The sequence below is a fragment of the Stenotrophomonas sp. CC22-02 genome (assembly GCF_004365115.1).
In the GTDB taxonomy this organism is placed as follows: domain Bacteria; phylum Pseudomonadota; class Gammaproteobacteria; order Xanthomonadales; family Xanthomonadaceae; genus Stenotrophomonas; species Stenotrophomonas forensis.
In genome coordinates this window covers 3,873,622-3,888,211 of sequence record NZ_SOCO01000001.1, presented here as the reverse complement: position 1 = coordinate 3,888,211, position 14,590 = coordinate 3,873,622, and the positions used below count along the sequence as shown (strand labels likewise).

Annotated in this window: 13 protein-coding genes; 8 read left to right on the top strand and 5 right to left on the bottom strand. The window is 68.1% G+C overall.

Annotated features, from left to right (window positions below; all coding sequences use genetic code 11):
* Positions 1-8: 8 nt before the first annotated feature.
* From rsmG to N440_RS17715, 8 genes are all read left to right on the top strand, one after another.
* Positions 9-647 (top strand): 16S rRNA (guanine(527)-N(7))-methyltransferase RsmG, encoded by a 639-nt coding sequence (rsmG, locus tag N440_RS17750; RefSeq protein WP_133935923.1) that lies wholly within the window; start codon positions 9-11, stop codon positions 645-647.
* Positions 648-759: 112 nt separating this feature from the next.
* A complete protein-coding gene (locus N440_RS17745) occupies positions 760-1,557 on the top strand; it encodes a ParA family protein (RefSeq protein WP_006476989.1) in 798 nt (265 codons plus the stop codon).
* Positions 1,557-2,480: a ParB/RepB/Spo0J family partition protein gene (locus N440_RS17740; protein ID WP_008267278.1), complete on the top strand. Its 924-nt coding sequence runs from the start codon at positions 1,557-1,559 to the stop codon at positions 2,478-2,480. Before N440_RS17745 ends, N440_RS17740 begins: the two co-directional genes overlap by 1 nt.
* 126 nt (positions 2,481-2,606) lie before the next feature.
* Positions 2,607-3,338 carry a suppressor of fused domain protein gene (locus N440_RS17735; RefSeq protein WP_133935922.1) on the top strand — a complete coding sequence of 244 codons (732 nt, stop codon included), beginning with the start codon at positions 2,607-2,609 and terminating at the stop codon, positions 3,336-3,338.
* A gap of 51 nt (positions 3,339-3,389) precedes the next feature.
* Positions 3,390-4,355, top strand: coding sequence for an NAD-dependent epimerase/dehydratase family protein (locus N440_RS17730; RefSeq protein ID WP_133935921.1), 966 nt, complete (start codon positions 3,390-3,392; stop codon positions 4,353-4,355).
* Positions 4,356-4,444: 89 nt separating this feature from the next.
* On the top strand, positions 4,445-5,167 hold the full coding sequence (locus tag N440_RS17725) for a glycosyltransferase family 2 protein (RefSeq protein ID WP_049455817.1): 723 nt from the start codon (positions 4,445-4,447) through the stop codon (positions 5,165-5,167).
* Positions 5,167-5,514, top strand: a complete 348-nt coding sequence (locus N440_RS17720) for a lipid-A-disaccharide synthase N-terminal domain-containing protein (RefSeq protein ID WP_006476984.1) — start codon at positions 5,167-5,169, stop codon at positions 5,512-5,514. The genes N440_RS17725 and N440_RS17720 overlap by 1 nt, the downstream gene beginning before the upstream one ends.
* 393 nt (positions 5,515-5,907) lie before the next feature.
* The gene (locus N440_RS17715) at positions 5,908-7,656 is read left to right on the top strand and encodes a DUF885 family protein (RefSeq protein ID WP_230078963.1); all 1,749 of its coding nucleotides are present in this window, start codon (positions 5,908-5,910) and stop codon (positions 7,654-7,656) included.
* A gap of 133 nt (positions 7,657-7,789) precedes the next feature.
* Here N440_RS17715 and N440_RS17710 read toward each other — a convergent pair whose 3' ends face one another.
* The 5 genes from N440_RS17710 to N440_RS17690 form a co-directional block, all read right to left on the bottom strand.
* Positions 7,790-10,999: a CusA/CzcA family heavy metal efflux RND transporter gene (locus N440_RS17710; RefSeq protein ID WP_133935919.1), complete on the bottom strand. Its 3,210-nt coding sequence runs from the start codon at positions 10,997-10,999 to the stop codon at positions 7,790-7,792.
* Between the two features lie 10 nt (positions 11,000-11,009).
* Positions 11,010-12,215, bottom strand: a complete 1,206-nt coding sequence (locus N440_RS17705) for an efflux RND transporter periplasmic adaptor subunit (RefSeq protein WP_133935918.1) — start codon at positions 12,213-12,215, stop codon at positions 11,010-11,012.
* On the bottom strand, positions 12,212-13,465 hold the full coding sequence (locus tag N440_RS17700) for a TolC family protein (RefSeq protein ID WP_133935917.1): 1,254 nt from the start codon (positions 13,463-13,465) through the stop codon (positions 12,212-12,214). The genes N440_RS17705 and N440_RS17700 overlap by 4 nt, the downstream gene beginning before the upstream one ends.
* A 56-nt stretch (positions 13,466-13,521) precedes the next feature.
* A complete protein-coding gene (locus N440_RS17695) occupies positions 13,522-13,854 on the bottom strand; it encodes a hypothetical protein (RefSeq protein WP_133935916.1) in 333 nt (110 codons plus the stop codon).
* Between the two features lie 233 nt (positions 13,855-14,087).
* Entirely contained in the window at positions 14,088-14,486 is a 399-nt protein-coding gene (locus N440_RS17690; protein ID WP_133935915.1) for a RidA family protein, read from the bottom strand.
* Between the last annotated feature and the right edge of the window lie 104 nt (positions 14,487-14,590).

The window sequence follows — 14,590 nt, the reverse complement described above, 5'->3', positions numbered from 1 at the left end:
ATGCCGGCATGAGCGAACACCCACTTCCCGCCAGCGTGACTGCCACGCTGGAACAGGGCCTGGCCAGCATGGGCCTGGATGCCGCGCTGGCACCGCCGCTGCTGCGCTACCTGGCCCTGCTGCACCGCTGGAACGGCACCTACAACCTCACCGCGATCCGTGACCCGCAGGAGATGGTCACCCGTCATCTGCTCGACTCGCTGGCGATGCAGCCGTTCGTGGCCGATGGCAGCCTGGCCGACCTCGGCACCGGCCCCGGGCTGCCCGGCATCCCGCTGGCCATCGCCTGCCCGGGCCTGCAGGTCACCCTGGTCGAGAGCAACGGAAAGAAGGCGCGCTTCATGCGCGAGGCGGTGCGCCAGCTCGGCCTGGGCAACGCCCGCGTGGCCGAATCGCGCGCCGAGGCACTGGACGAGGCCGGCCGTTACGACCAGCTGACCGCGCGCGCGATGGATACCCTGGCCGGCATCGTCCGCGTCGGCGGCCACCTGCTGCGCCCCGGTGGCGTGTTGCTGGCCATGAAGGGCGTCTATCCCCATGAAGAGATCGCGGACCTGCCGGAAGGCTGGCAGGTGCGTGAGGTGACCCCGCTGAGCGTGCCCGGCCTGGCCGGCGAACGCCACCTGGTCGCTGTTACAGGCCCCTGATTACCGCCGCCAGCCCCTTGTGGAACAACGGGTTGGCGATTCACGATTTCCGCAAGGGGCCGGTTGTACGCATAATGACCGGTCCCAGCACACGTCGACGAGGCACACCCGCATGGCCCGCATCATCGCCATCGCCAACCAGAAGGGTGGCGTCGGCAAGACCACGACCGCCGTCAACCTGGCCGCTTCCCTGGCCAACGCACCCAAGCGCGTGCTGTTGGTCGACCTGGATTCGCAGGGCAACGCGACCATGGGCAGTGGCGTGGACAAGCGCGAGCTGGCTGCCTCCACCTGCGATCTGCTGCTTGGCGAGAACAGTGCTGCCGACGTGCGCGTGCAGGCTGCCGAGGGCTACGACCTGCTGCCCGGCAACATCGACCTGACCGCCGCCGAGATCCAGCTGATGGGTGAGAGCGAGCGCGAGCAGCGCCTGAAGCGCGCGCTGGCGCCGATCCGCGACGAGTACGACTACATCCTGATCGACTGCCCGCCGGCGCTGTCGCTGCTGACGCTCAACGCGCTGGCCGCCGCCGATTCGGTGATCGTGCCGATGCAGTGCGAGTACTACGCGCTGGAAGGCCTGAGCGCGCTGGTGGAAACCATCGAAGCGCTGCGCACCAGCCTGAACCCGGCGCTGGAGATCGAAGGCGTGCTGCGCACCATGTTCGATGTGCGCAACAACCTGGCCAACGCGGTCTCGGCCGAGCTCACCGAGCACTTCGGCGACCGCGTGTTCCGCACCATCGTGCCGCGCAACGTGCGCCTGGCCGAGGCGCCCAGCCATGGTCAGAGCATCGTCGGCTACGACCGCGCCTCGCGCGGTGGCGTGGCCTACCTGGGCCTGGCCGGCGAGATCATCCGCCGCAACAACGAACGCAACAAGGCCGCCAAGGCCGTGGAGACCGTCTGATGACCAGCAGCAAGCCGGCAGCCAAGAAGCGAGGCCTCGGCCGTGGCCTGGATGCGCTGCTCGGTCCCAAGGGCGCGGTCAGCCAGGTGCAGGCCACCACCGCGGTGATCGAGCCGCTGCCGGGTGAAGTGCTGCGCAAGCTGGCCGTGGGCCAGCTGCAGCCGGGCAAGTACCAGCCGCGCCGCGAGATGGACGAGGGCAAGCTGTCCGAGCTGGCCGACTCAATCAAGTCGCAGGGCGTGATCCAGCCGATCCTGGTGCGCCAGCTGCCGGCGGGCAACTACGAAATCGTCGCCGGTGAACGCCGCTGGCGCGCCTCGCAGCTGGCTGGCCTGGACGAAGTGCCGGTGGTGGTGCGCGAGCTGGAAGACCGCACCGTCATCGCGATGGCGCTGATCGAGAACATCCAGCGCGAAGACCTCAACCCGCTGGAAGAAGCCGAAGCGCTGCAACGCCTGATCAGCGAATTCACCCTGACCCATGCCGAGGCCGCCGAGGCCGTCGGCCGCTCGCGCGCGGCGGTGTCCAACCTGCTGCGCCTGCTGGAGCTGCCGGTGGCGATCCGGCTGCTGCTGGAAACCCGCCGCCTGGAAATGGGCCATGCCCGTGCGTTGCTGACCCTGGCCCCCGAGCTGGCCGGCAAGCTGGCGCAGGAAGCGGCCGACGAAGGCTGGTCGGTGCGCGAGGTCGAGCGCCGTGCGCAGGCCTTCGCCGCTGGCAAGGTGCCGAGCAACCGCCCGGTGGCCACGCCGAAGGTGCAGCAGGCCGACATCGCCTCGCTGGAAACCGAGCTGTCCGAAGCGCTGGGTGCCAAGGTGGCGATCAACCACGGCCGCGGCGGCAAGGGCAAGCTGATCATCCATTACACCGATCTGGACACGCTCGACGGCGTGCTGGAAAAGCTGCGTACGCGCCAGGGCTGAGCCCGGTGCAGCAACGGGGGACGCGGCCCGTTCCTGCCGTGTCCCGCGAATGACAGGGAACGCACCGCCGCGCGCGCCGTGGGATGTACTGCCTTCCGGCCCGTGGCCTCATCCAGGGAGCAGGACATGAGCAACGCATTCGACGACGTCAGCCCGGGCGGCAGCCCGATCATGGTGCACAGTCGCCAGAAGGACTTCACGCCGGCGCAGGGCGAAGAGCACATCGAGGCCATCGGCGCGCACATCGAGCGCCATCTCGGCCCGGTGTCCGGCGTCTTCCACGAGATCATCTCCGACCTGGTGCACATCGACGTGCACGTGGTGCCGGCCAATGAGCAGTTCCCGTACCTGCGGCTGGTGACCTCCGGCATGAGCGACCTGCCGATGACCGTGCCCGCCGAGGTGGATGCGGACGTGCCGCGCTACATGGAGCTGATGGTGACCCTGCCGGCCGACTGGCCGATCTCGCAGGACGCCTTCGAGGACGAGCGCAACTACTGGCCGGTGCGCCTGCTGAAGGGAATGGCGCGGCTGCCGCACGAGTACGACACCTGGCTGGGCTTCGGCCACACCATCCCCAACGGCCACCCCAGCGAGCCCTATGCGCCGGGCGTGGGCTTCGACGGTGCCATCGTGCTGCCGCCGGTGACCACCCCGGAAGACTTCGCCGAACTGGTGCTCGAGGACGGCAAGACCATCGCCTTCATGGCCCTCATGCCGCTGTACCCGGAAGAGATGGACCTGAAGCTGAAAAAGGGCGCCGAAGCACTGCTCGACCGCTTCGATGCGAAGAACATCCAGGACGTGATCGAACCCGGCCGCAGCAATGTGGCCAAGAAGCGTTTCGGGCTGTTCTGAGCCCGCAGCGTATCCTCTGCACCTGTACTCATTGATTTCCAGGCAACTGCAATGACCCTCCTGCTTACCGGCGCTGCCGGCTTCATCGGTGCCTACACCGCCCGCGCGCTGCTGGAGGCGGGCCAGCCGGTGGTCGGCCTGGACAACTTCAACGACTACTACGACCCGCAGATCAAGCGCGACCGCGTGGCCGCGCTGTGCCCGGCGCTGGACCTGCGCACGCTGGACCTGACCGACCGCGATGGCCTGGCCGCGCTGTTCGACGAGGTGCAGCCGACCGCGGTGATCCACCTGGCCGCACAGGCCGGCGTGCGCTATTCGCTGGAAAACCCGCACGCCTACGTCGACAGCAATCTGGTCGGCTTCGTCAACATGCTCGAGCTGTGCCGCCACCGTGGCGTGCAGCACCTGGTATATGCCTCCAGCAGTTCGGTCTATGGGGATTCGGCCACGCCGCCGTTCTCCGAGGACCAGCGCGTCGACCAGCCGCGTTCGCTGTACGCGGCGACCAAGGCCGCCAACGAGCTGATGGCCTACACCTACGCGCAGCTGTATGGCCTGCATGCCACCGGCCTGCGCTTCTTCACCGTATATGGTCCGTGGGGCCGGCCGGACATGGCGCCGCTGCTGTTCTCGCGCGCAGTGCTGGCCGGTCGGCCGATCGATGTGTTCAACGAAGGCCGCATGCAGCGCGATTTCACACATGTCTCCGACATCGTGGCCGGTATCCTTGGCGCCCTCGCGCATCCGGCCGACGGTCCGGTGCCGCACCGGGTGTTCAACCTCGGCAACCATACGCCGGTCGAGCTGGAGCGCTTCATCGGCGTGATCGAGCAGGCTGCCGGCCGCTCCGCGCAGAAGGTCTACAAGCCCATGCAGCCCGGCGACATGGTGCGCACGATGGCCGATACCCGGCGCGCCCATGACGCCTTCGGCTTCGACGCGGTGACCCCGATCGAAGCGGGACTGCCACCCGTCGTGGAATGGTGCCGCGAGTACTTTGGTGATCGCGCCTGAGGACGGATCCTCACGCCGCCGGGTTCATCTTCGGATAACCTCGGTTTCGGAGAATGCGCGGTCTTTGTCCCCCTTTGGCCGAGTGCCTTATGAGCCAACCCGAGCTTTCCGTTGTCGTCCCCGTGTTCAACGAGCGCGACAATGTCACCCCGCTGGTCACCGAAATCACCGCGGCGCTGCGTGGCCGGGTACCGTTCGAGATCATCTACATCGATGACCACTCGCGCGATGACACCCTGGCCGTGCTGCAGGGCCTGAAGGCGACCACGCCGGAACTGCGGGTGCTGCACCACGTGAACCAGAGCGGGCAGAGCACCGCCGTGCGCACCGGCGTCAAGCATGCACGGGCGCCCTGGATCGCCACCCTGGATGGCGATGGCCAGAACGATCCGGCCGACATTCCCAAGCTGCTGGCCGCGCGCGATGCGGCCGAGGCGCAGGTGAAGCTGTTTGCCGGCTGGCGCGTCAACCGCCAGGACAGTGGCAGCAAGCGCTGGGCCAGCCGTTGGGCCAACGCCATCCGCGCGCGCATGCTGCGCGATGACACGCCCGACACCGGCTGCGGCATCAAGCTGTTCGAGCGCAGCGCCTTCCTCGACCTGCCGTACTTCGACCACATGCACCGCTACCTGCCGGCGCTGATGCAGCGTGCCGGCTGGAAGACCACCAGCGTGCCGGTCAACCACCGCCACCGTACCGCCGGCGTGTCCAAGTACAACAACCTGGGCCGCGCGCTGGTCGGCATCCGCGACCTGCGTGGCGTAGCTTGGCTGATCACCCGCAGCAAGCGCACCGCGGTGGAAGAGCGGTGATGGGCCTGGCACTGCACTGGCTCGACCAGCCGCTGACCTGGCTGTACTGGACCGGCCTGCACGTGACCGGCTGGAAGCTGATCGGCTATACCGGCGCGCTGATGTTCGGCGGCCGCTGGCTGGTCCAGTTCATCGCCTCCAAGCGTGCCGGCAAGCCGGTCATCCCGCGCCTGTTCTGGTACATGAGCGTGGTCGGCAGCCTGATGACGCTGAGCTACTTCCTGTTCTCGGCCAAGCAGGACTCGGTGGGCGTGCTGCAGAACCTGTTCCCGGCGTTCACCGCGCTGTACAGCCTGCAGCTGGACATCAAGCACCGGGGCTGGAAGCGGGACAGGGCCAGCCACTGAGGCCTCCGGGGCCGCCATCCGGTGGGTGCCGACCTTGGTCGGCACATATGTATCCGGGCCCGGGATATCCACGCATGGCGTGGATCTACTGCATGCCCGGCGACCGTCCCCGGTATATGCCGACCTTGGTCGGCGCTGGGTTTCCGTGATGCCAACCAAGGTTGGCAGCTACCAGAGCAGCGGGACTTTGCCACGTCTGGCGGAAGAGCAGCCGACTAACAGTCGGCTCTACCACGCGCCTTCGGCGCTGGGGCCCCGGCCTGCGGCCGGTTCCCGGTCCTGCCTGCGTTGCAGGCAGGACCTTCGTCCCATGCCACGGGCGGTGGGCGGTGCCATGATCGGGGTCTGCCTTCCCGGGAACCTGTGCTCGTGAAAACCCGTCTTGCCCTTGCCCTGCTGATTGCCCTGTCCACACCCGCCGTGGCCCTGGCCGCACCGCCCGCCACCGCTGCACCGGCCAGCGTGGCCACCGAATCGCCCGCCGACGCCGCCTTCCGTGCGGTGTACGAGAAGGAATGGAAGTGGCGCCAGGACGGCGGCGGTGAGGCCAGCGAGGACGAAGACGCCCCGGCCAATGCCACCCGCATGCCCGACGTCGGCCCGGCCGCACAGCAGGCACGCCTGAAGGTGTGGGACGAGACTCTGGCCGCGCTGAAGAAGATCGACCCGAAGACTCTGTCGGCCGACAACCAGGTCAACTACGCGATCTACCGCGACCAGGTGTTCAACCTGGCCGAAGAGGTGCGCCTGCGCGGCTACGAGATGCCGTTCAACGCCGACTCCTCGTTCTGGTCGAACCTGTCCTTCATGGCCCGGCGCGAGATGAAGACCGTGCAGGACTACCAGAACTACATCGCACGCCTGAATGACGTGCCGCGCTACTTCGGCCAGCAGACCGAGAACATGCGCGCCGGCCTGAAGCGCGGTTTCAGCGTGCCGCGTGCCGTGCTCGACGGCCGCGAGGTGTCCATCGCCACCGTTGCCGAACTGAAGGACCCGACCGAATCGCCGCTGTACGCGCCGTTCAAGAAGCTGCCCAACAGCATCCCGGCCGCCGAGCAGGCCCGGCTGCAGGCGCAGGCGCGCGAAGCGATCAGTGCCAAGGTAGTGCCGGCATTCCAGCAGCTGCGCACCTTCTTCGTCAGCGAGTACGTGCCGCAGGCGCGCACCACGCTGGCTGCCGAAGCGATGCCGGACGGCAAGGCGTACTACAAGCAGCAGATCCACGAATACACCACGCTGGACCTGTCGCCGGACGAGATCCACCGCATCGGCCTGGGCGAAGTCGCTCGCATCCAGGGCGAGATGAACGACATCATCAAGCAGGTGAAGTTCAAGGGCAGCTTCGCCGAGTTCCTGACCTTCCTGCGTACCGATCCGCAGTTCTACGCCAAGACCCCGGAAGAGCTGCTGTCGCGCGCGGCGTGGATCTCCAAGCGGGCTGACGGCCAGCTGGGCAAGTACATGACGCTGCCGCGCGCGCGCTTCACCATCGTGCCGGTGCCGCCGGACATCGCGCCGTTCTGGACCGCCGGTCGTGGTGGCATGGGCACCTACTGGCTCAATACCTACAACCTGCCGTCGCGCCCGCTGTACAACCTGCCGGCGCTGACCCTGCATGAATCCGATCCGGGCCACGCGCTGCAGGGTGCCATCGCCGCCGAGCAGAAGAACCTGCCCGAGTTCCGCCGCAACGCCTACATCTCCGCCTATGGCGAAGGCTGGGCGCTGTACTGCGAGAAGCTGGGCGTGGAGATGGGCATCTACGAAACCCCGTACGAAGATTTCGGCCGCCTGACCTACGAAATGTGGCGCGCCGCGCGCCTGGTCATCGACACCGGCGTGCACAGCAAGGGCTGGACCCGCGAGCAGGCACTGGCCTACCTGCGTGACCACACCGCGCTGAGCGAGCATGAAGTGACCACCGAAGTGGACCGCTACATCTCCTGGCCGGGCCAGGCGCTGAGCTACAAGCTGGGCGAGATCGCCATCGTGCGCCTGCGCGCGCAGGCCGAGAAGGAACTGGGCGACAAGTTCGACATCAAGGGCTTCCACGACACCCTGCTCAAGCAGGGCTCGGTGCCGCTGCCGGTGCTGGAACAGCAGATCCAGGCCTACATCGCCGAACGCAAGAAGGCCTGACCGTTCCAAGGTAGTGCCGGCCGCTGGCCGGCAACCTGCATGCACTGCAATCGTTCGACATTGCCGGCCAGCGGCCGGCACTACCGGGGATCGGAAAACGGGGTCGGATCGCAGGATCCGACCCCGTCATGTTTCACCCCATCGCCCGCGGCTTGGCCACGCGCGCGGCAAACGTCGGCAGCACCAGCAGGGTCAGCACGGTGGCGGTGATCAGCCCGCCGATCACCACTGTCGCCAGCGGCTTCTGCACCTCCGCACCGGAACCGCTGGCAATCGCCATCGGAATGAAACCGACGATCGCCACCAGCGCCGTGGTCAGCACCGCGCGGATACGGCTCGATGCACCGTTGATCGCCGCCTGCAGCGGCAGGTCGCCGGCATCCAGGCGCTCGCGGATCGCCTGCATCAGCACCAGCCCGTTCAAGGTGGCCACGCCGGACACGGCGATGAAACCGACCGCCGCCGACACCGAGAACGGCATGCCACGCAGCAGCAGCGCGAGGATGCCGCCAACCAGCGCCAACGGTACGCAGCTGAACACCAGAATGGCTTCCTTGCCGCTGCGCAGTGCCATGAACAGCAGGCTGCCGATCAGCAGGAAAACCACCGGCACCACCGTCGCCAGCCGCTTCTCGGCGCGCTGCAGGTTCTCGAACTGGCCGCCCCAGGTCAGGTAGGCACCCGGCGGCAGTGCCACGTCGGCCACCGCCGCCTGTGCTTCGCCGACGAAGCCGCCCAGGTCACGCCCGCGCACGTTGGCCTGCACCACCACGCGGCGGCTGCCGTTGTTGCGGCTGATCTGGTTCGGCCCTTCGCTGACCGTGATGCGTGCGACCGACGACAGCGGAATCACCAGTCCCGACGGCGTAGCGATCGGCAGTGAAGCGAGCTGGTCCGGATCGTTGCGCGAGGCATCGTCCAGGCGCACCACCACGTTGAAGCGGCGATCACCTTCGAAGATCTTGCCGGCTGCCGTACCGCCAATGCCGGTGGACAGCGCATCACTCACGTCTGCGGCAGTCAGCCCGTACTGTGCCGCCGCCACGTGGTCGATGGCCACGTTCAGCGTAGGGAGGCCGGAGATCTGCTCCACCCGCACGTCGGCCGCGCCCTCCACTGCACGCAGCTTCAACGCCACCTGGTCGGCCACCTTCTGCAGCTGGCTGAAATCATCGCCGAAGATCATCACCGCCAGGTCGGTACGCACGCCGGAAATCAGCTCGTTGAAGCGCAGCTCGATCGGCTGGCTGAACTCGAAGCTGTTGCCCAGCTGCTGCCCGGCCAGCGTTTCGAAGCGCGCCACCAGCACATCCTTGCCCAGCTTCGGATCCGGCCAGTCCTTGCGTGGCTTCAGCACGATCACGCTGTCGGAGATGTTGGTCGGCATCGGGTCGATGGCGGCCTCGGCGGTACCGGTGCGCGAGAACACGGTTTCTACTTCCGGCTGCTTGGCAATCGCCTTTTCCAGTGCCAGCTGCATCGCCAGCGACTGCTCCAGCGAAGTCGACGGCACGCGCAGGGCCTGCATCGCCACGTTGCCTTCGTCCAGCGTCGGCATGAACTCGCGTCCCAGCAGCGAGAACGAACCGATGCCCACCACCACCATCATCACCGCTCCGGCCAGCACCGTGCGCGGATGGGCCACCGCCCTGCGCACCACCGGCTCGATGCGCGCACGCAGTACGCGGATCAGCTTGGTCTCGTGCTCTCCATCATCGGCATGGGCGTCGCCGTCTTTGGCCTTCGGCTCGCGCACCAGCAGCGCGGCCATCGCCGGCACGAAGGTGAAGGAGAAGATGAAGGCACCGACCAAGGCCAGCATGAAGGTGGCCGCCATCGGGTGGAACGTCTTGCCCTCCACACCTTCCAGGGTGAGGATCGGCGCGAACACCAGCAGGATGATCAGCTGTCCGAACGCCGCAGGGCGCGCCATCTTCATGGCCGAATCGGCGGCCACGCGCAGGCGTTCCATCGCGGTCAGCGCACGACCCAGCTCGGCGCGGCGCTGGCCCAGCATCAGCAGGGTCGATTCGACCACGATCACCGCACCGTCCACCAGGATGCCGAAGTCCAGCGCACCCAGGCTCATCAGGTTGCCGCTGATGCCGAAGCGGTTCATGCCGATCACCGCGAACAGGAACGACAGCGGAATCACCAGCGCGGTGATCGTCGCCGCACGCAGGTTGCCCAGCAGCAGGAACAGCACCACCACCACCAGCAGCGCACCCTCGGTGAGGTTCTTGGCCACGGTCTTGATGGTGGAATTGACCAGTACGCTGCGGTCCAGTACCGGCGCTGCCACGATGTCGGCCGGCAGCGATGTGTTCACCTGTTCAAGGCGTGCGGCAGCGGCCTGCGCCACGGTGCGGCTGTTGCCGCCGGCAATCATCAGCGCGGTGCCCAGCACGGCTTCATGGCCGTTGCGGCTGGCCGCACCCAGGCGCGGCGCGCGGCTCAGCTCGACCTCGGCCACATCGGCCACGCGCACCACCACGCCGTTGCGGGTGGCCACCGGGGCCTGTGCCAGATCCTCGGTGGTCAGCGCCAGGCCATCGGCACGCACCACCAGGCCTTCGCCGGCACGCTGCACGAAACCGGCACCGGCCTGCACGTTGGAGCGCTGCAGTGCGGTGACCAGATCGGCCAGGCCGAGACCGTGCGCGGCCAGCCGGGCGCTGTCCGGATGCACGCCGTATTCCTTGACGTAGCCGCCGACCGTATCGACGCCGGCCAGCCCCGGGCTGGAACGCATCTGCGGCGCGATGATCCAGTCCTGCACGGTGCGCAGGTAGGTGGCGCGTTCTTCCGGCGTGCGCAACAGGTTGCCTTCCGGCGTGCGGTAGACCTCACCGGCCTGCCAGCCGGCTTCACCGAGCTTGGCCAGCCTGGCCGGATCGAACGTGGTGAAGTCCACCGTCCACATCAGCACTTCGCCGAGGCCGGTGGTGACCGGCGACAGCATCGGCGACGCGCCATCGGGCAGGTCTTCGGATGCTTCGCGCATGCGCTCGGCCACCTGCTGGCGGGCGAAGTAGATGTCGGTGGCATCGGTGAAGATCGCGGTGACCTGCGAGAAGCCATTGCGCGACAGCGAGCGCGTGGTGGTCAGGCCGGGAATGCCGGCCAGCGCGGTTTCCAGCGGGTAGGTCACCTGCCGCTCGATCTGCTCCGGGGTCAGCGCCGGTGCCACCGTGTTGATCTGCACCTGGCGGTTGGTGATGTCCGGCACCGCGTCGATTGGCAGCTTGCCCAGCTGGAACAGGCCCACGGCAGCGATCAGCGCCGCCATGAACACCACCAGCCAGCGGTGGCGCACCGCTGTTTCAATGATCAGCTTGAACATGGTCGCCTCCTCAGTGGCCGTGCTCGGCTTCGCCCTTGGCCAGTTCGGCCTTGAGCAGGAAGGCGTTGGCGCCGACGATGCGCTCGCTGCCGCTCAGCCCGCCGAGGATCTCGATGCGGTCGCCGGCCCGACGCCCGGCCAGTACCGGCTGTGCCTTGAAGCCGCCGTCGACGGCAACGAACACCGCGCTGCTGCCATCAACGTTCTGCACCGCATCGGCGGGCACGCTGAGCGAACCGTCCTGGCCCTCGGTGACCACCACCGCCGAGACCGGCGAACCGGCCGGCGGCAGCGCGGCATTCACCGGCGTGGCACGGATCACCGCCACACCGCCCTGCTGGCGCACATCGGCGGCCGAACCGGTAACGGTGGCGGTGAAGCTGCCCCCCGGCACGCTCACTTCCAGCGTCATGCCCGGCGTGACCTGTGCGGCCAGCGCCGGCGGTGCGGTGAACACCAGCTCGTTCATCGCCGGATCGGCGACATCGGCCACCGCGCTGCCGGCGGCAACCACGCCACCGGGAGTGACCTGCACGTTGCCGACGATGCCGGCCACCGGGCTGGTGATGCGCACGCGGCCACTGGCATCGGGCGCACCGTTGGCGGCGGCCTGCGCCTGCGCGGCGGCGGCCTGGGCCTGTGCTGCCAGCGAGCGGGCGCGCGAGGCTTCCAGCTCCTGGCGGGCGACCACGCCCTGGTCGACCAGCGCCTTGTCGCGGCCATAGGCCAGGCGCGCGGCCTCGGCTTCGGCCGACGCAGCCAGCGCATTGGCGCGGAACACCGCGGCTTCACCACTGACCACGATGGCCAGCGCCTGGTTCTGCTTCACCGCCGTGCCGGGCGCAACCAGCACGCGTTCAACGCGGCCGGTCACCGTGGAGGCCACCGAGGCACGTGCGCCTACCGACGGTTCGACCCGGCCGGACAGGCGGGTCGAACCGCCACCGCCGCGGCCGACGGCGACCACTTCAATACCGGACGCCTTGATCTGTTCCGGGGTCAGTTGCACTACGCCTTCATCTGCGTCCGCAGGCGCCTTCGCCGCTTCCGCCTTGGCTTCCTTGCTGTCGGCGGCGTGGCCGTGGCCATCGTCGGTGCCGGCCTTGGCCGTTGTGGGGTCTTCATTGGCAGGTGTCTGCGCGTTGCCGGCGCAGCCGGCCAGGAACACGGTCAGCAGGAGGCCGCCGATCAGGGGGAAGGAACGGGAGAGAGTCATGGGGCCTCCACAAAAGGTGCGCGCCCTTCCAGGCGGGCAAGATCGATTTCCGCGCCGACGCGTGACAAGCGCGCGTCCACGGCGGTGCCGCGGGCGGCGATGAGGGCGCTGCGCGTGCTGCGCAGTTCCAGCTGCGAGATACGTCCGGCATCGAAGCCGACGCGGGCCAGGCGATACGCCTCTTCGGCGGCGACCACGCTTTCATCGGCGGCGCGGGTACGGCTGCCGGCGGCCTTCAGGCCGGCCACGGCGGACAGGCGTTCGGCCTCGCTGTCGCGGCGCTGCTGGTCCAGGCGTGCCTCGGCCGCGCGCTGGTCGGCATTGGCGGCGCGGATGCCACCGCGGTTGCGATCGAACAGCGGGATGCTGAGGCTGACCCCGAGGTTGTAGGCACGCTCGCCGCCTTCGCGGAAGCGGGTTTGCGCTGCGGTAACGCTGAGGTCGGGCAGGGCGCGCTTGCGCTCCACCTCGACCAGCTTGCCGGCCGCATCGGCCTCGGCTTCGGCGATGCGCACGGCCAGCGCGACATCGGTGGCGCCACGCGGCAGCGGCGGGGCACGGTCGAGCAGGCTGTTGTCGATCGACTGCACCGGCGCATCCAGCAACGCGGCACCGGCCAGCCGCGCCAGCGCGGCATCGCGGAACGCCTGTGCTTCATCCAGCGACGCCGTGGCATTGGCCACTTCGCTCTGCGCCTGCACCGCGCGCAGCTGCGGTTCGCGGCCCTGCTTGACCATCGCGTTGACGGCGGCCGCATCATCGCGGGTCAGCGCGAGCGCTTCGCTGGCGAGGGTGTAACGACGCAATGCACTTTCCGCCTGTGCGTAGACCACCGCCAGTTGACTGGCGACATCACTGCGGCTCTGCGAACCACGCAGGGCAGCGGCTTGTGCCTCGGCCCGGGCGGCACGGACGCGCGCGCCACGCTGGCCCCAGACCTCCAGCGGCTGGGACAGGGTGAGCACGGTGTCGGCCTTGCCCATGCCGCCATAGGAGCCGGTGCCCCAGGCATTTTCGGCCGAGTAGGAGAGGGAAGGGTTGGGCAACGCACGGGCCTGGTCGGCGCGCGCATCGGCGGCTTCGGCCAGTGCCGTGCCCACACGGGTGCCGGGCAGCTGGTCCAGGCGTTCAAGCAGGGTGTCGTAGGAGGGGGCGGCTTGCGCCATCACCGATGCCGCCGGGGCCAGGCCCAGCAGCACAGCGACGACCAGCCCGGCCGCGCGCGGCGACCGAGGTGTCAGGATCGACATAGGGGGATTCCGGTTGTGAGTGAAACGGGAGCCCGCAATCGCGGGACGCGCTCAACTCACGCCCGGGGAGGACGCGTCAATTCATCCTGGGCGACCGCATAGGTCGCCGCATCGCCTGCATTCATCCAGCGCGCCGGCAGTGGCGCACCGAAGGCAGCGAGGGTGCTGGCCGGCAGGCTCAAGTTGGAGTGGTGGCAGTGGTTGTGGCCACAGGCACCGACATGCTTGCCATCGGTATCGCCATTGGAATCCGGCGCGGACTCCACGTGCACCGTGCTGGCGTGCGGTTCCACCGTGCACGCCAGTGCGTCGGCCACCGGCACGACCACGAACGCCGCCATCAGCAGCATCAGCAGGTACGAGCGGAGGTGGCGGGAGATCCGGCGCATGAAGGGGAGGCTAGCAAGCGGTTTTCGCCGGATACAATATCAATGGCCGCTTCGGGAATCCGTCGGAATCTCCCGTTCAGGTGGACGGCCTGGGGGGCTTTCTGCGCATGTGGGCGCTGACCTCCTGCCCTGGTAGGTGCCGACCTCCTACCCTGGTGGGTGCCGACCTCCTGCCCTGGTGGGTGTCGACCTTGGTCGACACGCCTTTCGATGCTGCCGGCCAGCGGCCGGCACTACCGGTCTGCAGGCAGCTTCGCGATCACCTTGATCTCGAACTGGAAGCCATACAGCCAAGTCACGCCGATACCGGTCAGGGTCGGATGCGGCGCCTCGCCCCAGTACTCGGGCACGATCGCCCACGCCTTCTCGAAGTTGGTTTCCGGATCGACCAGGAACACGGTCACGTCGATCACGTCATCGAACGTGCAGCCTGCGGCAGCCAACACTGCATTGAGATTGTCGAAGGCGCGGCGCACCTGCGCTTCGAAGTCCGGCTCGGGCGAGCCGTCCTCGCGGCTGCCGACCTGGCCGGAAACGAACAGGAAGCCGTCGGATCGGATCGCCGGCGAGTAGCGGTTGCGCTCGTACAGGGCCTGGCGCCCGGCGGGGAAAACGACATCGCGCTGTGACATGGGGAAGATCCCGTGGGAGAGAACGCCATCGTCCGCCCCTTCGCTGTCTGGATAAACCGCGATGATCTGCCTAAATTGATTGCCAATCCCAAACAATCACGGCC